Source organism: Streptomyces griseocarneus (genome assembly GCF_014655595.1).
GTDB classification, from domain to species: Bacteria; Actinomycetota; Actinomycetes; order Streptomycetales; family Streptomycetaceae; genus Streptomyces; species Streptomyces griseocarneus.
On the sequence record NZ_BNBL01000001.1, the window covers coordinates 1,076,206 to 1,100,218 of the forward strand.

A 24,013-nucleotide genomic window follows, 5' to 3' on the forward strand; every position below is an offset into this window, starting at 1 on the left:
GGCGCGGCCCCGCCGCGCACCGGAACACGCACGACTTCACGAACTCCTATGGCGGGTGAACGAGACATGCAGAACGAGCAGAAGCTGCTCGACTACCTCAAGCGTGTGACGGCCGATCTCAAGCAGACCCGGCGCCGGTTGCACGAAGTCGAGGCCAAGGACCAGGAGCCGATCGCCATCGTGGCGATGAGCTGCCGCTACCCCGGGCGGATCGACAGCCCCGAGGCGCTGTGGCGCCTGGTCGAGGACGGCGCCGACGCCGTCTCCGGCTTCCCCGCCGACCGCGGCTGGGACCTCGAGGGCCTCTACGACCCCGACCCGGGCACCCCCGGCAAGTGCTACACGCGCCACGGCGGATTCCTCCACGACGCAGGCGACTTCGACCCCGGCTTCTTCGGGATGTCCCCGCGCGAGGCCCTCGCCACCGACCCGCAGCAGCGGCTGCTGCTCGAGGTCGCCTGGGAGACCTTCGAACGGGCCGGCATCGACCCGTCCACCGTCAAGGGCTCGCGCACCGGTGTTTTCGTCGGCCTCGCCTACCAGGGCTACGCCGGCGGCGGCGACACCCTCGAGGAGCTCGAGGGCTTCCTGCTGACCGGCACCGCCCCCAGCGTCGCCTCGGGCCGGCTCTCCTACACCTTCGGGCTCGAGGGCCCGGCGCTCACCGTGGACACGGCCTGCTCGTCGTCGCTGGTCGCGCTGCACCTCGCGGTGCAGGCGCTGCGGCAGGGCGAGTGCTCGCTGGCCCTGGCCGGCGGCGCGGCCGTCATGGCGAGCACCGGCATGTTCACCGAGTTCAGCCGCCAGCGCGGCCTCGCGGCCGACGGCCGCTGCAAGTCCTTCTCCGCCGAAGCCGACGGTACGGGCTGGGGCGAGGGCGTGGGCATGCTGCTGGTGGAGCGGCTGTCGGACGCGCGGCGCAACGGCCACCCGGTGCTCGCGGTCGTACGCGGCAGCGCGGTCAACCAGGACGGCGCGAGCAACGGTCTCACCGCCCCCAACGGCCCCGCCCAGCAACGCGTCATCCAGCAGGCGCTGGCCGGCGCCGGCCTGTCCCCGGCGGACGTCGACGTCGTCGAGGCGCACGGCACCGGCACGACGCTGGGCGACCCCATCGAGGCCCAGGCCCTGCTGGCCACGTACGGGCAGGGGCGCCCGCAGGAACAGCCGCTGTGGCTGGGCTCCCTGAAGTCCAACATCGGGCACACACAGGCGGCCGCCGGCGTCGGCGGCATCATCAAGATGGTCGAGGCGATACGGCACGGCGTCCTGCCGAGAACGCTGCACGCCGACGAGCCCTCGCCGCACATCGACTGGTCGACGGGCACCGTACGCCTGCTGACCGAGAGCGTGCCCTGGCCCGAGACCGGTCACCCGCGCCGGGCGGCCGTGTCGTCCTTCGGCGTCAGCGGCACCAACGCCCACACCATCATCGAGCAGGCCCCCGCGGCGGCCGGCGACCCGGTGCCGGACCGCGCCGGGGCGGCGCGGGTGCCGGTGCCCTGGGTCGTCTCGGCCCGGAGCGCGGCGGCCCTGCGCGAGCAGGCGGAACGGCTGCTCGCGCACGTCATCGGCCTCGCCGACGACACCGCGCCCGACGCCCTCGACGTCGCCTACTCGCTGGCCACCACGCGCGCCGCGATGGAACACCGTGCGGTCGTCGTCGGCACCGGCACCGACGACCTGACCGCCGGCCTCCGGGCGCTGGCCGAGGGCACCTCCGCCGCGAACGTGGTGGACGGCGTCGTCGGCAAGGAAGGCAAGCTGGCGTTCCTGTTCTCGGGGCAGGGGAGTCAGCGGGTGGGGATGGGACGGGAGTTGTACGCCGCCTTCCCTGCCTTCGCCGATGCCTTTGACGCGGTGTGCGGAGAGCTGGACCAGCATCTCGACCGTCCGCTGCGGGATGTGGTGTTCGGCGAGGGCACGGACGAGCTGCTGAACCAGACCGGGTTCACTCAGCCCGCGCTGTTCGCCGTCGAGGTGGCGTTGTTCCGTCTCCTCGAGTCCTGGGGCGTACGGCCCGACTACCTGGCCGGGCACTCGATCGGCGAGCTCGCCGCCGCGCACGTCGCCGGGGTGCTGTCCCTCGCCGACGCGGCCACGCTCGTAGCGGCTCGTGGCCGTCTGATGCAGACGCTGCCCGCCGGTGGCGTCATGGTCGCGGTGGAGGCATCGGAGGACGAGGCCCTTCCGCTGCTCGCCGGCTACGAGGACCGGGCCGGCATCGCCGCCGTCAACGGGCCCCAGGCCGTTGTGCTGTCGGGTGCGGCCGATGCTGTCGCGGACATCGCCGCCCGGCTCGCCGCCCAGGGGCGCAAGACGAAGGCCCTGGCCGTCTCGCACGCCTTCCACTCGCCGTTGATGGACCCCATGCTCGCCGACTTCCGGGCCGTGGCCGAAGGCGTCGCCTTCTCGGCCCCCACGATCCCGGTCGTCTCGGCGCTCACCGGCCGGCCCGTCACCGCCGACGAGTTGCGCGACCCCGAGTACTGGGTGCGGCACGTCCGTCAGGCTGTCCGCTTCGCGGACGCCGTCGGGGCGCTGGCCGCCGACGGCGTGACCGCCTTCCTCGAGATCGGCCCCGGCGGCGTCCTGACCGCCCTCGCCCGGTCCGTCCTGGCCGATGCCCCGGCCGCGGCCGTCCCCGCCCTGCGCGCCGACCGACCCGAGGACGTGGCCCTGACCACCGCCCTCGGCGGGCTCCACGTCCACGGCACGGCCATCGACTGGCACGCCGTCTTCGCCGGCCGCGACGCCCGGCGCGTCGACCTGCCCACGTACGCCTTCCAGCGCCGGCCGTACTGGCTGGCGGCCCCCGCGCCCGGGTCCGGCGCCGACCGCACGCGGTACGTGGTCGCCTGGCGCCCGCTCGCCGACGCCGGCCCCCGGCCGGACGCTGAGGGGTTGTGGCTGCTGCTGACCCCGCCGGGCGCGCGTGCCGCGCGGGACGGCTCCGCCCTGCAGGAAGAGCTGACGGGCCGGGGCGCCCACACCATCTGCCTGAGCGTCGACCCCGCCGAGGACCGCGACACGCTCGCGGCCCGCCTGCGTGCCGCCGCGGAACGCGATGCCGACGCGGCCGGCGACGGTCGGCTCCGCGGCGTCGTCTCCTTCCTCGCGCTGGACGACGAGCCCTCGGCCCTTCCCACCCTCACCCTGGCGCAGGCCCTGGGCGACGCCGGCATCGAGGCGCCGCTGTGGTGCCTGACCCGGGGCGCCGTCGCCACCGGCGAGTCCGATCCGCCGACCGTCCCCGACCGGGCGGGCGTCTGGGGCCTCGGCCGGGTGGCTGCCCTCGAACTTCCCCAGCGCTGGGGCGGGCTCGTCGACCTGCCGGAGGACCTCGACACCCGGGCCCTGGCCCGGGTGGCCGGCATCCTCGCGGGAGGCCACGGCGACGAGGACCAGCTCGCCGTCCGCGCGGCCGGAGTCCTCGGCCGCCGCCTGGCGCACCAGGACGACGCACCGGCCGGGCCCGCGTACTCCCCGCGCGGGACCGTCCTCGTCACGGGCGGCACGGGCGCCCTCGGCGGGCACGTGGCCCGGTGGCTGGCCGCCGAAGGCGCCGCGCATCTCGTCCTCACCAGCCGTCGCGGCCCCGCCGCCGAGGGCGCGCGGGAACTGCGCGCCGAACTGGAGGAGCTCGGGGCGCGGGTGACCGTCCTGTCGTGCGACGTGTCGGACCGGGACGCCGTCGCGGAACTCCTCCAGGGGCTGCCGGAGCTCACCGCCGTCTTCCACACCGCCGGCGTCGACACGCCGGGCATGCTGTCCGGCACCGGGCCCGAGGCCTTCGACCAGGTCGTGGCGGCCAAGGCGGCCGGCGCCGCGCATCTGGACGAACTGCTGGGCGACCGCCCGCTGGACGCGTTCGTGCTGTTCTCCTCGATCGCCGGCATCTGGGGCGCGGGCGGACAGGCCGCCTACTCCTGCGCCAACGCCTGCCTCGACGCCCTCGCCGCCGCCCGCCGCGCCCGGGGGCTCACGGCGACCGCCGTCGCCTGGGGGCCGTGGGCGGAGTCGGGCATGGCGGGCTCCGCCGAGATCGCCGACAACCTGCGCCGCCGCGGCCTGAACCCCATGAGCCCGGCGTTCGCGATCTCCTCGCTCGCCCGGGTGCTGGGCCGGGACGAGACCGCGGTGACCGTCGCCGACGTGGCCTGGGAGCGGTTCGCGCCCACCTTCACCATCGGCCGGCCCAGCCCGCTGCTCGCCGACCTGCCCGAGGTGCGGGCCGCCGCGCGGCCCGCGGGCGACCGGCACGACGACGGGGAGGCCTCCGGCGCCGCGGCCGCCCTGCGCCGCACGCTCGCCGCGGCCGATGCCGCCGAGCGCGACCGCATGCTGGTGGAGCTCGTACGGACCGAGGCCGCCGCCGTGCTCGGGCACGGCGGACCGCAGGCCGTCGAGCCGGGGCGGGCGTTCCGCGAGCTGGGCTTCGACTCGCTGACCGCCGTCGAGCTGCGCGACCGGCTCGGGCGCGTCACGGGCCTCACGCTCCCCACCACCGTCGTCTTCGACTACCCCTGCGCCATTGACCTCGCCGGCCGGCTCCTGGTCGAACTGCTGGGCACCGGCACGGAATCCGCCCGCGCCGAGGGCTCCCGCGCCGCCGAGGACGAGCCCATCGCCATCGTGGCCATGAGCTGCCGCTACCCCGGCGACGTGCGGTCCCCCGAGGAGCTGTGGCGGCTCGTGGCCGAGGGCGCCGACGCGATGACCCCCTTCCCCGGCAACCGGGGCTGGGACCTGGAGGCCCTCTACCACCCCGACCCCGACCACCCCGGCACCACCTACGCCCGGGCGGGCGGCTTCCTGCACGACCTCCCCGACTTCGACGCGGCCTTCTTCGGCATCTCGCCGCGCGAGGCCTCGGCCATGGACCCGCAGCAGCGGCTGCTGCTGGAGACCTCGTGGGAGGTGTTCGAGCGGGCCGGCATCGACCCGACGACCGTACGGTCCACGCCCGTCGGCGTGTTCGTCGGCTCCGGCTACCAGGACTACATCCGGCGCAACCTGCAGGTCCCCGACGGTGTCGAGGGCTACCTCGGCACCGGCAACGCCGCCAGCGTCGTCTCCGGCCGCATCGCCTACACCCTCGGGCTCGAGGGCCCCGCGGTGACGGTCGACACGGCCTGCTCGTCGTCGCTGGTCGCCCTGCACCTGGCCGCCCAGGCCCTGCGGCAGGGCGAGTGCGAGATGGCGCTGGCCGGCGGTGTGACGGTCATGTCGAGCTCCGGGGCCTTCGTGGAGTTCAGCCGCCAGCGGGGTCTGGCCGCCGACGGCCGCTGCAAGGCCTTCTCCGCCGGCGCCGACGGCACCGGCTGGAGCGAGGGGGTGGGCATGCTGCTCGTCGAGCGGCTGTCGGACGCCCACCGCAAGGGACACCGGGTCCTCGCGGTCGTCCGCGGCAGCGCCGTCAACCAGGACGGCGCCTCCAACGGCCTGACCGCCCCCAACGGCCCCGCCCAGCAGCGCGTCATCCGCCAGGCCCTGGCCAACGCGGGGCTGTCGGCCGCGGACGTGGACGCGGTGGAGGCCCACGGCACGGGCACGACGCTGGGCGACCCCATCGAGGCGTCGGCGCTGCTGGCCACGTACGGGCAGGAGCGGCCCGACGGCCGCCCGCTGTGGCTGGGTTCGCTGAAGTCGAACATCGGCCACACCCAGGCCGCGGCCGGCGCGGGCGGCATCATCAAGATGGTGCAGGCCCTGCGGCACGGGACGCTGCCGAGGACCCTGCACGTGGACGAGCCGACCCCGCACGTCGACTGGGCCTCGGGAGCCGTCCGGCTGCTCACCGAGCCCGTCGCCTGGGAGGGCGCCGGCCGCCCCCGGCGGGCCGGCGTGTCCTCCTTCGGAATGAGCGGCACCAACGCCCACGTCATCATCGAGGAGGCACCCGAACCGCCCGCGCCCGCCGAAGCCGCCCCGGAGCGGCGGGTGTTCGACCCCGTGGCCGTCCCCCTGCTCGTCTCCGCCCGGACCCCCGCCGCGCTGGAGGAGCAGGCGGGCCGGCTCGCGGCGCTGCTCCGCGAGTCCCCCGACGCGCGCCCGCTGGACGTGGCCCACGCCCTCGCCACCGCCCGCACGGCCTTCGACGAGCGCGCGGTCGTCGTGGGCGCCGACGGCCAGGGGCTGACCGCCGCGCTCGAGGCCCTCGCCTCGGGCGACTCGCACGAGCACCTGGTGCGCGCCACCGCCGCGGGCTCCCGGCCGCCGGTGTTCGTCTTCCCCGGCCAGGGCTCGCAGTGGGCCCGGATGGGCGTGGAACTCCTGGACTCCTCACCGGTGTTCCGCGAGTGGATCGCCGCCTGCGGGCAGGCGCTCGCCCCGTACGTGGACTGGGCGCTGGAGGACGTGCTGCGCGGCGAGCCGGGCGCCCCCGGCCTGGAGCGGGTCGACGTGGTCCAGCCGGTGCTGTGGGCGGTGATGGTGTCGCTGGCCGAGCTGTGGCGCGCGTGCGGCGTGCGGCCGGCCGCCGTCGTCGGCCACTCGCAGGGCGAGATCGCGGCGGCGTACGTGGCCGGCGCGCTGTCGCTGGAGGACGCGGCGCGGATCGTGGCCCGGCGCAGCGCCCTGGTGTCCCGGCTCGCGGGCCTGGGCGGCATGGCCTCGCTGCCGGAGTCCGAGGCGGACGCCGCCCGGCGGCTCGCGCGGTGGGACGGGCGGCTGAGCACGGCGGCCGTCAACGGGCCCCGCGCCGTGGTGGTCGCCGGCGACCTCGACGCGCTGGAGGAGCTGCTCGCCGAGTGCGCGGCGGAGGGCGTGAAGGCCAAGCGGATCCAGGTGGACTACCCCTCGCACTGCGCCCAGGTCGAGACGGTCCGCGACGCGTTCGCCGACGCGCTGGGCCCCCTCACCCCGCAGGCGCCGACGGTGCCGTTCTACTCCACGGTGACCGGTGGCCCGGTGGACACGGCACTCGACGTGGCGTACTGGTACCGCAATCTGCGCCGGACCGTGCGCTTCGAGGAGGCCACCCGGCGCCTGATGGCCGACGGGCACCGGGTGTTCGTGGAGATGAGCCCGCACCCGGTGCTGGTGTACGGCCTGCAGGACACCCTCGACGCCCACGGGGACGGCGACGCCCCCGGCGCGGTCGTCCCGACGCTGCGGCGCGGCGACGGCGGCGCCCGGCGGTTCCTCACGTCCCTGGGCGAGGCCCACGCGCACGGCGTGCCCGTCGGCTGGCGGGCGGTGTTCGCCGGCTGGGACGCCCGGCCCGTGGACGTGCCGACCTACCCCTTCCAGCGGCGGCGCTACTGGCTCGAGGCGCCGCAGGAGACGGCCCCGGCGGCGCCCGTGGTGGACGCCGCGTTCTGGGAGGCGGTCGAGCGCGAGGACCTGCGGGCGCTGGCCGAGGGGCTGGACGTCGACGAGGACGTCACCCTGCGGTCGGCGCTGCCCGCGCTGTCCGCCTGGCACCGGCGCCGCCGCGATGAGTCGGCGGCCGACGCCTGGCGCTACCGGATCACCTGGAAGCCCCTGCCCGACACCGCGCCGCCCGCCCTGTCCGGCACCTGGCTGGCGGTGGTGCCGCGCGAGCGCCTGGACGATGCGGCCGTCGCCCTCGCGCTGAACTCCCTCACCGCGCACGGCGCCGACGTCGTACGGCTGCCGGTGGACGGCACCGAGGACCGGCACACGCTCGAGGAGCTGGTGCGGCAGGCCTGCCCGGGGCCGGCCGGTGTGCTCTCCCTGCTCGCGCTGGACGACCGGCCGCACGCCGGCCATCCGGCCCTCTCGCGCGGCCTGGCCCTGTCGCTGCTGCTGGTCCAGGCGCTCGGCGACGCGGGCGTGGACGCGCCGTTGTGGTGCGTCACGCGGGGCGCGGTGCCGGCCGGCGTGGCCGGCGACGGGCCTCGCGCCGTGCGGCAGGCGCCGGTGTGGGCGCTGGGGCGCGTCGCGGCCCTGGAACACCCCGGGCGCTGGGGCGGCCTGGTGGACCTGCCGGAGGCCGTGGAGGCCGCCGACGGGCGCGTCGCCCGGCGGCTGGCCGCCGTGCTCGGCGGTACGCGGGGCGAGGACCAGGTCGCGGTGCGGGAGGCCGGAACGTACGCCCGGCGCCTGGTACGGGCCCCCGGCGGCTCTCCGGCCGGTGAGCGGCCGTGGCGGCCGCGCGGCACCGTCCTGGTCACCGGCGGCACCGGCCACATCGGCGGCCACGTCGCCCGCCGGCTGGCGGCCGACGGCGCCGGGCACGTGGTGCTGGCCGGCCGCCGCGGCCCCGAAGCGGAGGGCGTCGCCGAACTGCGCGAGGAACTGGAGGAGCTGGGGGCGGGGGTGACGGTCGCCGCCTGCGACCTGGCGGACCGGGACGCGGTGGCCGCGCTCCTGGCCTCCCTGGAGGAACTGCCGCCCCTGACCGCCGTGGTGCACGCCGCCGGAATCGGCACGCCGGCCATGCTCGCCGACACCACCGTCGAGGAGTTCGCCGCCGTGATGGACGCGAAGGCGGCCGGCGCGGCGCATCTGGACGAGCTGCTCGGCGACCGCCCCCTGGACGCCTTCGTGCTCTTCTCCTCGGGAGCCGCGGCCTGGGGCAGCGGCGCCCAGGGCGCCTACGCGGCCGCGAACGCCTTCGTGGACGCCCTCGCCGAGGACCGCCGCGCCCGCGGCCTGACCGCCACCTCCATCGCCTGGGGCGCCTGGGGCGGAGGCGGCATGGTCGACCGGGCCGCCGAGGAACGCCTGCGGCTGCGCGGCCTCGACCCGATGGGCCCCGGCGCCGCGGTGCTCGCCCTGCGCCGCGCGGTCGAGCGCGACGAAACGACGGCCGTCGTCGCCGACGTCGACTGGGCGCGCTTCGTGCCCGGCTTCACCATGGCCCGCCCCAGCCCGCTCATCGGCGACCTCCCCGAGGTCGCCCGCCTCGCCGCCGCCGAGGAGGAGACGGCGGAGGGCACCGAGCCGCCGCTGGTGCGCCGCCTGGCCGGCCTCCCGCCGGAGGAACACCTTCCGGCGATCGTGGAGTTCGTCCGGGCCGAGGCGGCCGCCGTCCTCGGCCACCCGGACAAGGACGCGGTGGGGGAGCGGCACGTCTTCCTGGAGCTGGGCTTCGACTCGCTGACCGCCGTCGCCCTGGGCAAGCGCGTCGCCCGGGCCACCGGCCTGAAGCCGCCGAGCACCCTGGTCTTCGACCACCCCACGCCGGCCGCCGTGGCCGCCCACCTGCTCCCGCTGCTCGGCGAGGGGCGCGACACCCGGGCGGCGGCGGGCGCGCCGGCCGAGGAGGACGTCTTCGTCACCCTCTACCGCCGCGCCGCGGAAGCCGGCCGGCTCGCCGAGGGCATCGACATGGTCATGAGCGCCTCGCGGCTGCGGCCGGTCTTCACCGCCGCCGACGCAGGGGAGCACCTGCCCACGCCCGTCCGGCTGGCGCGCGGCGAGGAGGGCCCGCACCTGGTGTGCTTCGGCCCCTACATGGCGCCGTCCGGTGTGCACCAGTACGCCAGGTTCGCGGCCGCGTTCGGGGGGCGCCGCAGCATCTGGGCCCTGCCCGAGCCCGGCTTCGGGCCCCACGAGGCGCTGCCCGGGGACGTGGCCGCCCTGCTCGAGGTGCACGCCGGCGCGATCGCGGCGAGCGTGGGCGACGAGCCCGTGGTGCTGGTCGGCTACTCCTCCGGCGGATGGGTCGCGCACGCGGTCGCCTGCCACCTCGAGCGGCTGGGCCGGCCGGTGGAGGGCGTGGTGATGCTGGACAGCTTCACCCGCAGGGAAGGCATGGGCGACCGCTTCCAGTCGGCGGTGGCCCAGGAGCAGTCGGAGCGCTTCGACTTCGTCTCCTCACCGGGCACCCAGCTGACCGCCATGGGCGGCTACCTCCGCATCTTCGACGGCTGGGACGCACCGACGGCCGCCGCGCCCACGCTCGTCGTCAGGGCGGGGGAGTGGATGGCGGATGCCACGGCGACCGCCGACGACCGCCCGGCCGCTCCCGATCATGCCGATACGGTGACGGAAGTGCCGGGGAACCACTACACGCTGATGGAACGTCACGCGGAATCGACCGCGGCCGCCGTCGACGAGTGGGTGGTGAAACTGGGCACCGCGTCCTGAGGAAGGTCGGGACATGCAGCCTTTTGCCGAGATGACCGTGTTGGAAGGAACGACCCCACTGTGATCGACAACCTCTCCGGTGACGACAACGGCCTGTGGATCCGCCGGTTCCACCCGCGCCCGGACAGCGAGGTGCGGCTGGTGTGCCTGCCGCACGCCGGCGGCGCCGCGAGCTACTTCTTCCCCCTGTCCAAGGCGATGCCGTCGTTCGCCGAGGTGCTGTGCGTCCAGTACCCCGGCCGCCAGGACCGGCGCAGCGAACCGCTCATCGACAACATCCCCGACCTCGCCGACCGGGTGTACGCCGCGCTGCTGCCCTGGGCGGACCGCCCGCTGGCGTTCCTGGGCCACAGCATGGGCGCCTCCCTCGCCTTCGAGGTGGCCCGGCGCTTCGAGAGGGAGAAGGACATCGTCGCGGCCGCCCTCTTCGCCTCCGCCCGCCGGGCGCCCTCCACGCACCGCAGCGAGACCGTGCACCTGCTCGACGACCGGGGCATCGTCGCCGAGGTCGACCGCCTCAGCGGCACCGACTCCGGGCTGCTCAAGGACGAGGAGGTGCTGCGGATGGTCCTGCCCGCCATCCGCTCCGACTACCGGGCGGCCGAGACCTACGTCTACGAGCCGGGGGAGCCGCTGCGCTGCCCGGTCGTGGCCATGACCGGCGACGCCGACCCCAAGGTGACCCTGGACGAGGTCGCCGCCTGGGAGCGCCACACCGAGGGCCCGTTCGAGCTCAAGGTCTACCCCGGCGGTCACTTCTACCTCGCCGACCACCAGCAGGCGGTGACCGAGGAGATAGCCGGCCGGCTGCGGCAGGCATGACGAAGCGCGTCTTCCCGCCCGGTGACGCCGGGCGGGAAGACGCGCTCCCCCGGGTCGTGCCTACGACTCCTGCACGTCGCTCTGGACCTTGCCCTCGTGCGAGACCCAGTCCCCGAAGGCCGACGCGCCCGCACCCTTGCCCCGGGTGCTGCTCAGCCGGCCGTCCATGCCGAGCACCACCGCGACGTTGCGGCCGCGGGCGTCCTGGACGAGGGCGGCGGTGCCGCGGTGCGGCACGCCCTGCTCCAGCCAGGGGCCCGGACGCCCGGAGCCGGCGGACATCCGTACGCGCCCCTTGGCGTCGCGGGCGGCGAGCACGGTGTCGTTGCCGGCCTGGGCCAGCGCCACCCGCCCGTAGCCGCCGATCGGCTCGCACTGCGACGTCACCCGCCAGCCGCCGTTGTCCTGCCGGTCGGCGATCAGCACCCGGGAGGTGGCCGGCTGGCGCACGGCCAGGCGCAGGCCGCCGCCCGAGAGCGCGGCGAGCGACAGCGGGCCGGTGGCGGCCGGCAGCCGGGTCGGCTCGGCCATGTTCAGCGGGCCGCCGGAGTCGTCGGACATCCAGTGGTGGACGGTCTTGACGTCGGCCGCCACGACATGGAGACGGCCCTTGGCGTCGAGCACCGCGTCCAGGCCGTCCTCGGTCTTCACCGGCTGCCCCGACGTGGGCAGTTGCTCCCACTCCGACCAGTCCTTGCCGCCCGCGCCGGTGCAGAGGCTGACGCCGCCCGCCCAGTTCTTGACGAGGACGTGGACCGTGCCGTCCTTGTCGGCGACCGCGACGGGGTAGCCGACCTCGATGGAGCGCTGGGGGTCCTCCTCGGGCGAGCGCAGCGACTCCCACGGGCCGAACGCCGGGGCGCCGCCGGGGGTCTTCCCGGTCTGCCGGGTGGTGACGATCTCGCGCCGGTGCGCCTGGTCGGCGGTGGGCAGCACGGTCCGTACGGAGAACAGCTGCAGCGTGCCGTCGGCGTGCCGCAGCGCCTGCACCTGGCCCTCCAGCATGCCGCCGTCCACGGGGACGGGCTTGGACCAGATGCCGCCGCCGGCCCTGGTCTCGGTCCAGCACTGCACCTGGCCGTCGAGGAGCCCGAAGGCCGCGAGCCGGCCGTCGGGCAGCGGCTGCACCCAGCGCTGGGTGCCGGTGGCGCGGTGGCGGAGGTTGTCGGACCAGCGGGTGTCCTTCGAGCGGTTGCCGACCTTGCGGTCGCCGCAGCCGGCGGGGTCGCCGCAGTCCTTGCCGTCGGCCCAGCCGTAGATGTCCAGGATCTTTATCTTGTGGCGCGTGGTGGCCTTGTCCAGGCTGTTGGGGAGCGTGGCGACCTCGTAGCCGACGTAGCTGTCGACGGCGGTGGGCCGGGAGTGCTTGCGCCCCCAGTACTGGGCCAGGGCGGCCTGCGCGAAGTAGGCGGAGGTCGTGTGGTCCTGGTGGTCGTACTTGGCTATGCCCTGCAGGACGGGCGGGACGTTGGGGTAGTGCGGTTCCTTGGGCAGGTGCGTGGGGTTGGGGTCGAGCGTGCGCACGACCGTCGGCTGGTAGCGCTCCAGCACGGCGGTCAGCGAGTCGATCACCTGCTGGCGGTTGTACTGGTAGGTGCGCCGGACCGGGCTCGCGGCGGGCACGAGCGTGGTGAGCCGGGGCGTGGCGCCGAGCCACAGGCCGCGCAGGCTCTCCTGGCGGGGGGCCTTGATGAAGCGGGCCTCTATCAGCTCCATGAAGATCAGCTGGACCTGGGGGGCGGCCTTGAGGGTCTGCAGTTCGACCTCGAAGCCGGGCAGGAGCGTCAGCGACTCCACGGTCCACGGGCTGAGCCAGTCACCGGTGGCCATCTGGGCGGTCGCCTCGCGCAGGCCGTTCATCCGGGCGCGGACGAACTCCGGGCGCTTCTCGGGCAGTTTGGCGTAGCCGGGGCTGCGGGCGAGCGCGTTGCGGCCGTCGGACTCGCCGCCGGTCATGCAGACGGTGACGGTCGGGGCGCCGCTGCGTATGGACTGCTCGAGCTCGGGGTTCATGAAGTACAGCGAGTCGTCGGCGTGCGCCATGATGTGCACGAACGACTCGTTGGTCGCGGCCTTCGCGGGCCGCGCGGGGAAGTCCCCCGGCTTGCGGCTCTTGCCGGAGCCGGGAGCCAGCCACTGCCAGGCGCCCACCGCGCCCGTTCCGACGACCAGGCCTCCGCCCGCGACCTGGAGGACGCGCCGACGCGGTATTCGCCCTGGCACAGGGGTGTCTCCTTCTTCTCCTGCGCCAAGTGAGCGCGGCCGTGAACGGAAAGAGGGCGATTAGCACTAATCGCCCGCTGATCATGAGTTCGATCCTATGATCCGCACACCCCTGTTTCCCTGCTGTTGTGTAACAGCCATGCCACGGCGAGGCATAGATTCTGAGGCGATTGGGCAACGTGGGGCGGAGCTGTTTCCGCCGCTACGATCCGTCTCCGGACGGCTCCACAGTGTGCTTCCCGCCGGCGGCCCCCGGCACTCCGGTCAGACCGGTCCGCGGTCGTTGAGGATCTTGTGGTAGAGGAAGTGGTCCCGCCACGCCCCGTCGATGTGCAGGTAGTTCCGCGCGGTGCCGATCCGCTCGAAGCCGCACTTGGCCAGCACCCGCTGGGAGGCGGTGTTGGCCACGACCGTCCCCGCCTCGATCCGGTGCAGCCCCAGCCGCTCGTCGGCGTCCCGGCACGCCGCCGTCACCGCGGCGGTGGCCAGGCCCCGGCCCGTGTGCTCCGCCGCGACCCAGTACCCGAGATTGGTGCTGCGCCACGCCCCGTGGACGATGTTGGCGAGGTTCACCAGCCCCACGATCTCGCCCCGCCCCCCGTCCCCGGCCAGCACCCAGGGCATCACGCGCCCCGCCGCGCGCAGCGCGATCAGGTCCTCCAGCCGGGCGGCCTGGCCCTCGGTCGTGAAGAACGCCTCGCTCCGGCTCGGCTCCCAGGGCCGCAGGTGGTCCCGGTTGCGGGAGTACGCCCGCGCGAAGCCCGCCGCGTCGTCGAGGGTCACCGGGCGCAGCACGATGTCCGAAGTGAGGGCATGGAAGTCAGCGATCATCCGCCTACGGTAAGGCGCGGGGGCGCCGCCGCCGTCCCGCGGGCCGCCGGGGGTGGTGTTTCGGCCACATCGACGTATCCGGCGCCCGCCCGTCCGGATCCGGCCGGTTGACGTGCACGCGACCGTGTGAGCTGTGCCGGAGGGGCGGCCGCCGCGGACGGCGGCGCGCCCCGCACCGGCTCGCGGAATTGTTCGAGCGGCGGCCCGGAATCCATTGCCGACCAGGTGCGATCGATGTATCCGGCAGCTGGCTCGTTCGCCCCTCATGGGCCTCGACGCGATAAGTGAGCCCCCTTTAGCGTGCTGATGCCGCACGAACGGCAGTTGACCGCCGTCGCGTATGCCGCCACCTGTGCGGCCATGGAGTTCAGCACGCGCAACACGTCGCACCTCTAGGGGGAAACATGCTGACGTCACACAAGCGCCGAGGAGTCTTCGTCGCCACACTGGCAGCAACAGCCGGACTGCTCACGGCAGTACCGGCGGCCGCATCGCCGGGCGACGGTCCGTCCGCCCGGGACTCGCGGGGGGACGTGGAATTCTCCGTCTTCGACACCGGCACGAAAATTCCCAGGGACGCCTCGTTCAAGCTGGCCGACCTCAGCGGCCGCTACGGCGTGGCGAAGTCCGCCGTCGAGGAGTTAGGCGCCGGAAGGACGCCGCGTCAGGAGGCATCGGAACAGCGGACCCTCGCCGGGCCCGACGACATCGTGGGCGAGTGGAAGGAACGCGACGGCTGGAACACCGTCATGCGCCGCGGGTATTACGACCCGGCGCTGGACAGGGGATTCGGGCTGACGAAGGTCGACCAGAAACACAATCTCAGCCTCGCCGCCGTCAAGGCGACCACGAAGTACCCTCGTCCCGGAGCCTCCGGAAAGGAGCCGCTCAACGGTTCCTCGACCACGTACAACTACCGGACCGAAGTCCTGCACATCAAGTGCAGCGGCTGGTGGATCTTCCGCACCTGCCGGGTGGTCGACGTCAAGACCATCCGCGCGGGAGTCGATTTCCGGGTACCGCCCGGTGGTGACGGAAAGTCCAAGGGCGTCATCACCGCCTTCTGCGAGGGCGTGCCCGGACGGTGCCCCGACTGGGTGAGGAATTCCATCAACATCTGAAGACGCCCGGCGGCCACGGCCGCCACCGGCGTGCCGCCCGTCCCCGCCCGGGGGCGGGCGGCACGCCGCCCTTCGCGAAAGGTACGCAGGATGAGCCCTCAGCCACGCCGGCCCGCCCCCGGACTGCCGGCCGCGGAGTGGTGGGCGCCGCTGCTCGTCGACCTGGCCGCGCTCCAGCGCGCCGGCACCCGGCACGGCCTGTGCGCCCGGGCCGTCGACCTCTCCTCGGGCGAGTGCGCGGCGGTGACCGTCCACTGGCCCGGCAGGCCCGCCGTGACCTTCCTGCCCGATCCGGTGGCGGGCCGCGAGGCCCTGCGGCTCCTGATCTCCGGCGCGGGCCCCGTGGACGCCGTGCCCGCGGAGCACGACACCGAATTCTGGGCCCCGGACACCCCGTTGCTGAGCCACGCGTGGCTGCTGGACGAACTCGGGCGCAGAAGTGACGCGTGGTACGCGTATCTTCCGGAGCCCGTGGAACTGCTGCGGGTCGACACCGACGGGCACACCGTCGCGGATGTCGCGGTGGCGCGGATTTCCCGCGAAGACGTGGTGAAGGTCCGTGTTCCCCTGCCCGGACTGGGAAGCGACGGGACGGACGCCGGACTCTCCTATACGGTCGTCGAGAACGCCCTGCGCGCCGACACCGCCACCCTGCCCCGGGCAGAGCCCGTGTGCGGCCGGCCCGCCTTCGTATCGGCCCTGCCCGCATAGGGCACCGGCGTAAGTCACGGGAGCCCCTGTGAGACATCTCGGCATTCTCGCGCACAGCGCGGAAGGCGCCGCGCTGTGTTTCCGGACCTTCTGCCGGGAGGGCTTCCGGGAACTCGGCCCGCACGACCATCCCGACGTCACCATGGACCTCATTTCCATGGCGCGCAGCATGCCCGCCTGGGACGCGGGCGAGCACGCGAAGGTACGCGACATCCTCGCCAAGAGCGCGCACCGGCTCGCCCGCGCCGGCGCGGAATTCTTCGTCTGCCCGGACAACACCGCGCACATGGCCCTCGAACTGCCGGGCACCGAACTGCCCCTGCCCGGCCTGCACATCGCCGAAGTGGTCGCCGACCGTGCCGCACAGGAAGGCCGCACCCGCGTCGGCGTGCTCGGCACGCGCTATCTCATGGACGGCCCGGTCTACCCCCGCGCATTCGCCGCCCGGGGAATCGCGGCGGAAGTCCCGGACACCGACGACCGGCGGACCGTCGACCGCATCATCTTCGGGGAATTGGTGAACGGCGAGTTCACCGATGCCGCCCGCCGCGCCTACGCAGCCGTCATCGAACGGCTTTCCGCCCGCGGCTGCGACGCGGTCGCCCTCGTCTGCACCGAGATTCCGCTCCTGATCAAACCGGCCGACTCCCCGCTGCCCACGCTGGACTCGACGCGGCTGCTCGCCCGGGCCGCCCTCGAGGTGGCCGTGGGCCGCCGGCCCCTGCCGACGTGGCGCGGAGGCCCGGCCGGAAACCGACGGGCGCATTAGGGCCACCCCGGTCATACCCCGGTATCACCCTCCGGTTGGCTCCTCGGGGTGACGCCCGGCGACCCACCCCCTTCCTACGTTTCCCCTCGTCACCGCATACGAGGGAGTTCATCCATGCGCCGCTTCAAGCGCACGCTGGTCGCCGCAGCCGTCACCACGACCGTCATGGCCGGCACGGCGGGCTGGGCCGTCGGCGGCGAGCAGACCGTCGTGACCGGCCCGCCGGCCGGCGCCGCCGCCTGGCGCGCGGACCACTTCCTCCACCGCTCCCTCCCCGACCCCGCCGCCGCCCCCGAGGAAATCGCCCGCTTCTTCGCCGCCCTCCCCGACGCACGCCGGCACGAGCTGGCGGCCCGCCACCCGCTGGTCGTCGGCAACCTCGACGGGGCACCCATGGCGCTGCGCTACGAGGCCAACCGCCTGGCCCTCACCGCCGAGCGCGACCGGGAGCGCGCCCGCGCGGCCGACCGCTCCCTCGGCGCACCCGAGCGCCGGCAGGCCGGAGAGCTCGCCGACCGCTACGCCCGGCTGCTCGAGCCCGGACGCCGGATCCTCGTCTTCGACCCGCGGGGACGCGGCCAGATCGCCGAGGTGTACGGCGACTGGACGGCGGCCCGGCACACGGCGGTCGTCGTCCCCGGCTCCGACATCGACCTCGCCTCCTTCGACCGCACCCACGACCAGTACGGCACCCCCGCCGGAATGGCCCGCTCCCTGCGCGCGGAGCTGGCCCGGCAGGCCCCCGGCACCCCCACCGCCGTGATCGCCTGGGCCGGCTACACCACCCCGGTCGGCGTCGGCCTCGACGCCGCGACCGGCCGCCTCGCCGAGGCCGGCGCCCCGCGCCTGGAGCGCCTGCTGGCCGGCCTCTCCGCGCTGGGCACCGCCGCCACGCCGCCCGCCGTCTTCTGCCACAGCTACGGCTCGGTCGTCTGCGGACTGGCCGCCCCCGGCATCGACGGCACCGAGGCCGCCGACCTCGTCGTCCTCGGCAGCCCCGGCATGCGCGCCGACTCCGCGGCCGGCCTGCACACCGGGGCCCGGGTCTGGGCCACCCGCCGCAACGGCGCCGACTGGATACGCCGCGTCCCCAACGTCCGCGCCTTCGGCCTGGGCCACGGCGACGACCCGACGTCGGCGGCGTTCGGGGCGCGCCCGGTCCCCTCCGGCGGAGCGCACGGCCACAGCGCCTACTTCGCGCCGGGCACCCAGTCGCTGCGGCACTTCGCCGAGATCACCCTCGGGCGGTACGCGGCCGTCCGCTGACCCCGGCAGCCGTCATGACGGTACGTCAGAGCCGCCGCTCGAGCAGGAACTCCGAGAGGGCGACCAGCTCGTGGACCGCCTCCGGCGCGAACGGGCCGTCCGCCAGGCACCGGCGGGCGGCCGCCGCGTGACGGCGGGCCGCGGCCTCGGCGGCGTCCCGCCCGCCCGCCTCCTCGACGAGCCCGGCCGCGCGGCGCGCGGTCCCGGCGTCCAGCGGGACTCCCGGGCCGAGCAGCGCCTGAAGGGACCGGGCGGCGGGTGTCGGGGCGGCCAGGGCCGCGAGGACGGGCAGGGTCTTCTTCCCCCGGCGCAGGTCGCCGTGCACGGGCTTGCCGGTGACCTCCGGGTCGCCCCAGACGCCCAGCACGTCGTCCACCGCCTGGAAGGCGGCCCCCAGATGCCGGCCGGCCTCCGTCAGCGCGTCCACCCGCCGCGGCGAGGCTCCGGCGAGCACCGGGCCCAGCGCCAGCGCGCAGGCGAGCAGGGACCCCGTCTTGCCGGCCACCATGGCCTCGTACTCCGCCACCCGCACCGCCTCCGGGCCCGCCCACGGCCGGGACTCGAAGAGGAGGTCGTCGGCCTGGCCGTGCAGCAGGTCGCGCAGCACGCCGGACAGGTGGCGCACCGCCGCCCCGGTGTGCCCGCCCTCCGCCCCGGCCAGCGTCTCGACCGCGAGCGCGAACAACGCGTCCCCCATCAGGACCGCCGGGCCGGTGCCGAACGCCTTCCACGCGCTCTCGCGGTGCCGCCGTCGCTCGTCGCCGTCCATGACGTCGTCGTGCACCAGCGAGAAGGTGTGCACCAGTTCCACGGCGACCGCTCCGGCGACGATCGCCTCCTCGGGGGCGCCCACGGCCTCGCCGCCGAGCACCGCCAGGGCCTGGCGCACGCCCTTGCCGCCGCCCGCGGCCGGCGTGCCGTCGGCGTCGCACCAGCCCAGCGCGAAGGAGGCCATGCGCCGAGGCCAGGGGTGCAGGCTGCCCACGGCCGCGCGCAGGGCGGGCTCGACCCGCTCCCGGCCGCGCACGAGAACCCGGGGCGGGGCGGCGGCCGGCACCGCGAGGCCGGTCCGGGGCGTCATGAGGAGACCCCGAGCTCCGCACGCGCCTTCTCGACCATCTCCCGTGCGTGCATCAGGCCCAGGCGGCCGAGCGTGTGGTCGAGCCCGTCGAGGTCGGCGGCGGTCTCCGCCACGTCCCGCCCGAGGCGGGCCCGCGCCTTGACCAGGCCCAGGGTGGCCAGCGCGGTGCCCCGAGGCTCGCCCATGGCCCGGAACTCCTCCAGGGCCCCGGCGTAGGTCTCCCGCGCCTCCTCGTAACGCCCCGCGCGGAAGAGGACGTTGCCGCGCATCTTGTGGTTGTAGGCGAGGGCGCTCACCAGCCGCATCTCGCGGCACGTGCGCTCGGCCCGTTCCAGCAGCTCCAGGGCGCGCCCGGTCTCGCCCCGCAGGGACAGCACGTCGGCTATGCCGCGCAGGGCCCATGCGTGCCCGCGCGCGTCGTCGGCCTTCTCCGCTATCGCCGCCGCCTCCTCGAACATCTCCAGGGCGGTGTCGTACGAGCCGGTGTTGCGGTGCATCTGGGCGATGCCCTCCAGCGCCCACACCGTGTGCCGGGCCTCGCCCCGCCGCCTGGCCTCGGCCAGCAGCTTCTCGTGCAGCTCGCCCACCGCCCGGTAGTCGCCCTGGATGCGTCCGGTCTCGGCCAATCCCGCCAGCGAGTAGCCCCGGGCGACGACGTCCCCGCCGCGCTCGGCGAGTTCGGCGGCGATGGCCAGCCACCGCCGGGCCAGGGCCAGGTCGCCGCGCTGCCGGGCCAGGGTGCCGCCGCTCCACACGGCCCAGGCCATCGCGCCCTGGTCGCCGGCCCGCCGTGCCGCGCGGTAGCTCGCCTTCCAGGCCCGCTCCGCCTCCTCGATCCGGCCCAGCCGCCGGCTCGCCTCGGCCACGGCGAGCCCCGCGTGCGCCGACTCCAGCGCCGATCCGGCCCGTTCGGCCTCCTGTCGTTGTTCGACGGCCTTGTCCAGCACCTCTTCCAGGGAGGAGTTCACCGAGAGCGCGCCGAGCGCACCGCGGTATTCGGGCGCGAACGCCTTGCCGTACATGTGTGCCTCTCTTCGTGACGGGCGGCGGGGGAGGGGCGACGGGCTCGCCGTTCCGCCCGTCCCCACCGATGATCACGAAGCTATGGCCAACACCCCCCGCCGGAAATCCATCCGTGAGGCGGTCCGGTGTACCTCTGAGGGCTGGTGGCCGAAGGACATGTCATACGTGAGATGTACGTGTCCTGACAGCTGATAGCTTCTCCGCGTTGATCATGCGTTCGCCGAACGTTGGTCGGCTGTTCGCGGAATCGTTACTTCGTTTAAGGATGCACCATTGCTCCGCCTCCGGCACCGCCGTTTACCTCGTCTGACGCGCTGCGCGACGATCTCGGCCGTCGTCCTCGCCGTCCTCCCCACGGCCCCCGCCTTCGCGAGCCCGTCCCCCACCCCGCACCTCGACGCCGTCGAGAAGACGCTGCGTCAGGTCTCGCCGGGCCTCGAGGGTGACGTCTGGCAGCGCACCAGCGGCAACAAGCTGGACGCCTCCTCCGCCGACGCGTCCGACTGGCTGTTGCAGAGCCCCGGCTGCTGGGGCGACGCCGCGTGCGCGGACCGCCCGGGCACCAAGCGGCTGCTGGCGAAGATGACGGAGAACATCTCCAAGGCGAAGCGCACGGTCGACATCTCCACCCTCGCGCCCTTCCCCAACGGGGCCTTCCAGGACGCGATAGCCGCCGGCCTCAAGGCCTCGGCCGAGGCCGGGAACAAGCCGCGCGTACGGATCCTCGTCGGCGCGGCGCCCGTCTACCACATGAACGTGCTGCCCTCGAAGTACCGTGACGACCTCCTGGCGCGCCTGGGCAAGGCCGCCGACGGCATGAAGCTGAACGTGGCGTCGATGACGACCTCGAAGACCAGCTTCTCGTGGAACCACTCCAAGCTGCTCGTGGTCGACGGTGAATCGGCGATCACCGGCGGCATCAACAGCTGGAAGGACGACTACGTCGACACCGCCCACCCGGTGACGGACGTCGACCTGGCCCTGACCGGTCCCGCCGCGAGCTCGGCCGGCCGCTACCTGGACACGCTCTGGACGTGGACGTGCCAGAACAAGGGCAACGTCGCCAGCGTCTGGTTCGCCTCCTCCGGCGGCGACTGCATGCCGACGATGGAGAAGGACGCCAACCCCGTGCCCGCCGGGCCCACGGGCGACGTTCCGGTGATCGCCGTCGGCGGGCTGGGCGTCGGCATCAAGGACTCCGACCCCTCCTCGTCCTTCCGCCCCGAACTGCCGTCCGCCACGGACACCAAGTGCGTCGTCGGGCTGCCGGACAAGACCAACGCCGACCGCGACTACGACACGGTCAACCCCGAGGAGAGCGCCCTGCGCGCGCTGGTCGGCAGCGCCCAGCGCAGCATCGTGATCTCCCAGCAGGACCTCAACGCCACCTGCCCGCCCATCGCCCGCTACGACGTCCGCCTCTACGACCAGCTCGCCGCGAAGATGGCGGCCGGCGTGAAGGTCCGCATCGTCGTCAGCGACCCCGCCAACCGCGGCGCGGTCGGCAGCGGCGGCTACTCGCAGATCAAGTCGCTGTCCGAGATCAGCGACACCCTGCGCAACCGCCTCGCCCTGATCACGGGTGACCAGGGCAAGGCGAAGGCGGCGATGTGCTCCACCCTCCAGCTCGCCACCTTCCGCAGCTCGCCGGGGGCGAAGTGGGCCGACGGCAAGCCGTACGCGCTGCACCACAAGCTGGTGTCCGTGGACAGCTCCGCCTTCTACATCGGCTCCAAGAACCTCTACCCCTCGTGGCTGCAGGACTTCGGCTACATCGTCGAGAGCCCGCAGGCCGCCCAGCAGCTCGAGGCCAAGCTGCTCGACCCCGAGTGGACGTACTCGCAGCAGGCCGCCACGGTCGACTACGCGCGCGGGGTCTGCACGGGCTGACGCCCTGAAGACCTGAGGACCTCAGACCTTCGCCTCCGCACGCCGGATCCGGGAGTGCCCGTGCCAAACAGGTACGGGCACTCCCCTTTTCGTTCAGACATTCTCGTTCGAATTCCGGAGAATTATCCGATCGTATTCACTCCTTGGTGAACGGATTTCTTTCCGCGCGGCGCCGGGTGCAAGCATGCGCTCGCCTCAACCGATCAGCGAGGATTCTGGAGACTCAATGGAGCCATGTGAGGGAAGTGTGGTCCGCCGCTGGGGAGCGGCGCTGACCGCGTCGGCCGCCGCCGTGGCGGTCGCCCTCCCGACAGCCACCGCCCAGGCCGCGGGGGGCCCGACGGGAATCGGCGCCAAGGGCGCGTACCTCGACCGGGGGCCCGACGGAAAGCCGTGGGGCAAGGCGCCCGACACCCGGCGGCAGATGGCCAGCACCACCAAGATCATGACTGCCGTGGTCGTGGTCGACGACTACGCGGGAGCGCTGAACCAGCAGGTCGCCATCAAGCAGTCCTACCGCGACTGGGTGCAGCGCAACCAGGCCAGCACGGCCGACCTGCGCACCGGCGACAAACTCACCGTGCGGCAGCTGCTCTACGCGATGATGCTCCCGTCCGGCTGCGACGCGGCGTACGCCCTCGCCGACACCTTCGGCGACGGCGCCACGGAGCAGGCGCGCACGGCGTCTTTCGTCGACAGGATGAACGACAAGGCCCGCGCGCTGGGAATGCGCGACACCCACTACGACTCCTTCGACGGGATCTCCGCGCGCGGCACCAATTACTCCACCCCGCGTGACCTGGCGAAGCTCGCCCGGCACGCCCTGGGTGACGGCACGCTGACGACCGTCATGAAGTCGCTCAACACCCAGCAGAAGGCGGCCAACGTCAACCGCCTCTACACCTGGTACAACACCAACAAGCTGCTCGGGTCGTACGACGGAGTGCTCGGGATCAAGACCGGGTCCACCCGGGCCGCGGGCCCCTGCCTGGTCTTCGCCGCCCGGCGGGCCGGACGTACGGTCGTCGGCGTCGTGCTCGACGACCGCACCGGCCGCTACCCGGACGCCGCGAAGATGCTCGACTACGCCTACGGCTCGCGCACCGCGCTGAAACTGCGCGAGCTGCCCATGGGCGCCCACGAGGACTGACCCCGAAGCGCCCGGCGGTCCGTGGCCCCCGGACGGGGGAGCACGGACCGCCGGATCAGGGCTCGTTGGAGGGGCGCGGCGAGGGCAGGGTGTTCATCGGGGCCCGGTGCCGGACGCGCTCGACGGGGTGGCAGTAGTCCAGGCCGGCCAGGGGCTCGCCGCGGAAGAAGCGGGTCATCAGGTCCACCAGCTCCGCCGGACGCTCGAGGTGGACGAGGTGGTCGGCGTCCTTGAAGGTGGTGAACCGGGCGTCCGCGAGCCGGGTGGCCGCCTCCCGGCTCAGCGCGGGCGTGCTCAGCGGGTCGTGCTCACCGGTCGTCACCAGGGCCGGGACGCGCACGGACGGACCGCCCGGAAGCCGCGAACACGCCAGCAGCCGCTGGGAGTTCTCCTTGTACTTGGCGAGGTCGTCCGGCGTCATGTCGTACAGTGCGCGGCTCAGGCACCGGGCGATCGCGGAGCGCCGGGAGACCGTGACGAGCGGCGAGACGCACAGCATGGTCTCGATGACGCACTCGACGAACTCCGCCCGCCGCCCCTTCTCCGCCATGAGGAGCGTGCGCTCCACCCGGGCCCGGACGTGGTCGGCCAGATGGGACATGGTGCCGACGAGCCCCAGCCGTTCGGCGCGCCCGGGGTGGTCGCGCACCCACTGGTAGGCCACCGCGCTGCCGTAGGAGCCGCCCAGGACGTTCACCGGGGACGGCGCCACCTTGGCCAGCAGCTGGTCCAGCGCCTCGGCGAGGAAGTCGAAGCCGTACCGGGCGGGCAGCCGGTCCGCGCCGCCCCAGCCGGGCAGGTCGACGGTGATGACGGTGGCCGACTCCAGGAAGCCCTGCTCCAGCCGGCCCCAGGCGTTCTGGTGCTGAAACGCCCCGCCCACCAGGACGACGGGCGCCATTCTGGCGTCCGGCTGATGGACGACCCGGCCGCTGTAGGCGTAACCGTCGAGGGTGAGCGGAATGACCTCTTCCAAGAGTGCGGTACGCGTCGGCACGGCCGGTCTCCGTTTCGTGGGGGAGCTTCACCAGAGGAAACGAGAGGCGATGGTGGGACGTTACTGC

At 74.2% G+C, this 24,013-nt stretch carries 13 protein-coding genes; 8 read left to right on the forward strand and 5 right to left on the reverse strand.

Annotation, left to right across the window (positions count from 1 at the left end; genetic code table 11):
• Positions 1-66 precede the first annotated feature (66 nt).
• Entirely contained in the window at positions 67-10,062 is a 9,996-nt protein-coding gene (locus IE295_RS04420; RefSeq protein WP_308437400.1) for a type I polyketide synthase, read from the forward strand.
• Between the two features lie 63 nt (positions 10,063-10,125).
• A complete protein-coding gene (locus IE295_RS04425; RefSeq protein WP_308013140.1) occupies positions 10,126-10,884 on the forward strand; it encodes a thioesterase II family protein in 759 nt (252 codons plus the stop codon).
• A 60-nt stretch (positions 10,885-10,944) separates the two neighbouring features.
• On the opposite strand, the gene IE295_RS04430 is transcribed toward IE295_RS04425, so the two are convergent.
• Together IE295_RS04430 and IE295_RS04435 are read right to left on the reverse strand one after the other, a co-directional pair.
• Complete coding sequence (locus tag IE295_RS04430; RefSeq protein ID WP_190062065.1) at positions 10,945-13,107, reverse strand: PIG-L family deacetylase; 2,163 nt, start codon at positions 13,105-13,107, stop codon at positions 10,945-10,947.
• Positions 13,108-13,371: 264 nt separating this feature from the next.
• Positions 13,372-13,938, reverse strand: coding sequence for a GNAT family N-acetyltransferase (locus tag IE295_RS04435; protein WP_190062066.1), 567 nt, complete (start codon positions 13,936-13,938; stop codon positions 13,372-13,374).
• Positions 13,939-14,342: 404 nt separating this feature from the next.
• On the opposite strand from IE295_RS04435, the gene IE295_RS04440 reads away from it, so the two are divergent.
• The 4 genes from IE295_RS04440 to IE295_RS04455 all read left to right on the forward strand — a co-directional run bounded on the left by IE295_RS04440 (position 14,343) and on the right by IE295_RS04455 (position 17,805).
• Positions 14,343-15,059: a hypothetical protein gene (locus IE295_RS04440; RefSeq protein ID WP_190062067.1), complete on the forward strand. Its 717-nt coding sequence runs from the start codon at positions 14,343-14,345 to the stop codon at positions 15,057-15,059.
• A gap of 90 nt (positions 15,060-15,149) precedes the next feature.
• Positions 15,150-15,770 carry a hypothetical protein gene (locus IE295_RS04445; protein WP_190062068.1) on the forward strand — a complete coding sequence of 207 codons (621 nt, stop codon included), beginning with the start codon at positions 15,150-15,152 and terminating at the stop codon, positions 15,768-15,770.
• A gap of 28 nt (positions 15,771-15,798) precedes the next feature.
• The gene (locus tag IE295_RS04450; protein WP_190062069.1) at positions 15,799-16,539 is read left to right on the forward strand and encodes an aspartate/glutamate racemase family protein; all 741 of its coding nucleotides are present in this window, start codon (positions 15,799-15,801) and stop codon (positions 16,537-16,539) included.
• 114 nt (positions 16,540-16,653) lie between these two features.
• Positions 16,654-17,805 (forward strand): alpha/beta hydrolase, encoded by a 1,152-nt coding sequence (locus IE295_RS04455; protein WP_190062070.1) that lies wholly within the window; start codon positions 16,654-16,656, stop codon positions 17,803-17,805.
• 25 nt (positions 17,806-17,830) lie between these two features.
• On the opposite strand, the gene IE295_RS04460 is transcribed toward IE295_RS04455, so the two are convergent.
• Both IE295_RS04460 and IE295_RS04465 read right to left on the reverse strand, forming a co-directional pair.
• Positions 17,831-18,886 (reverse strand): polyprenyl synthetase family protein, encoded by a 1,056-nt coding sequence (locus IE295_RS04460; protein WP_190062071.1) that lies wholly within the window; start codon positions 18,884-18,886, stop codon positions 17,831-17,833.
• Positions 18,883-19,908, reverse strand: a complete 1,026-nt coding sequence (locus tag IE295_RS04465) for a tetratricopeptide repeat protein (RefSeq protein WP_190062072.1) — start codon at positions 19,906-19,908, stop codon at positions 18,883-18,885. The genes IE295_RS04460 and IE295_RS04465 overlap by 4 nt, the downstream gene beginning before the upstream one ends.
• 274 nt (positions 19,909-20,182) lie before the next feature.
• On the opposite strand from IE295_RS04465, the gene IE295_RS04470 reads away from it, so the two are divergent.
• Positions 20,183-21,799, forward strand: a complete 1,617-nt coding sequence (locus IE295_RS04470; RefSeq protein ID WP_190062073.1) for a phospholipase D-like domain-containing protein — start codon at positions 20,183-20,185, stop codon at positions 21,797-21,799.
• A gap of 226 nt (positions 21,800-22,025) precedes the next feature.
• Positions 22,026-22,949, forward strand: a complete 924-nt coding sequence (locus tag IE295_RS04475; RefSeq protein ID WP_190062074.1) for a D-alanyl-D-alanine carboxypeptidase family protein — start codon at positions 22,026-22,028, stop codon at positions 22,947-22,949.
• Positions 22,950-23,004: 55 nt separating this feature from the next.
• Here IE295_RS04475 and IE295_RS04480 read toward each other — a convergent pair whose 3' ends face one another.
• The gene (locus IE295_RS04480) at positions 23,005-23,946 is read right to left on the reverse strand and encodes an alpha/beta fold hydrolase (protein ID WP_224323379.1); all 942 of its coding nucleotides are present in this window, start codon (positions 23,944-23,946) and stop codon (positions 23,005-23,007) included.
• Positions 23,947-24,013: the final 67 nt, after the last annotated feature.

Coding starts and splice junctions, on each gene's coding strand:
- IE295_RS04420 (WP_308437400.1), top strand. CDS start 67: ATGCAGAACGAGCAGAAGCTGCTCGACTACCTCAAGCGTGTGACGGCC.
- IE295_RS04435 (WP_190062066.1), bottom strand. CDS start 13,938: ATGATCGCTGACTTCCATGCCCTCACTTCGGACATCGTGCTGCGCCCG.
- IE295_RS04440 (WP_190062067.1), top strand. CDS start 14,343: ATGCTGACGTCACACAAGCGCCGAGGAGTCTTCGTCGCCACACTGGCA.
- IE295_RS04445 (WP_190062068.1), top strand. CDS start 15,150: ATGAGCCCTCAGCCACGCCGGCCCGCCCCCGGACTGCCGGCCGCGGAG.
- IE295_RS04455 (WP_190062070.1), top strand. CDS start 16,654: ATGCGCCGCTTCAAGCGCACGCTGGTCGCCGCAGCCGTCACCACGACC.
- IE295_RS04460 (WP_190062071.1), bottom strand. CDS start 18,886: ATGACGCCCCGGACCGGCCTCGCGGTGCCGGCCGCCGCCCCGCCCCGG.
- IE295_RS04465 (WP_190062072.1), bottom strand. CDS start 19,908: ATGTACGGCAAGGCGTTCGCGCCCGAATACCGCGGTGCGCTCGGCGCG.
- IE295_RS04475 (WP_190062074.1), top strand. CDS start 22,026: ATGGAGCCATGTGAGGGAAGTGTGGTCCGCCGCTGGGGAGCGGCGCTG.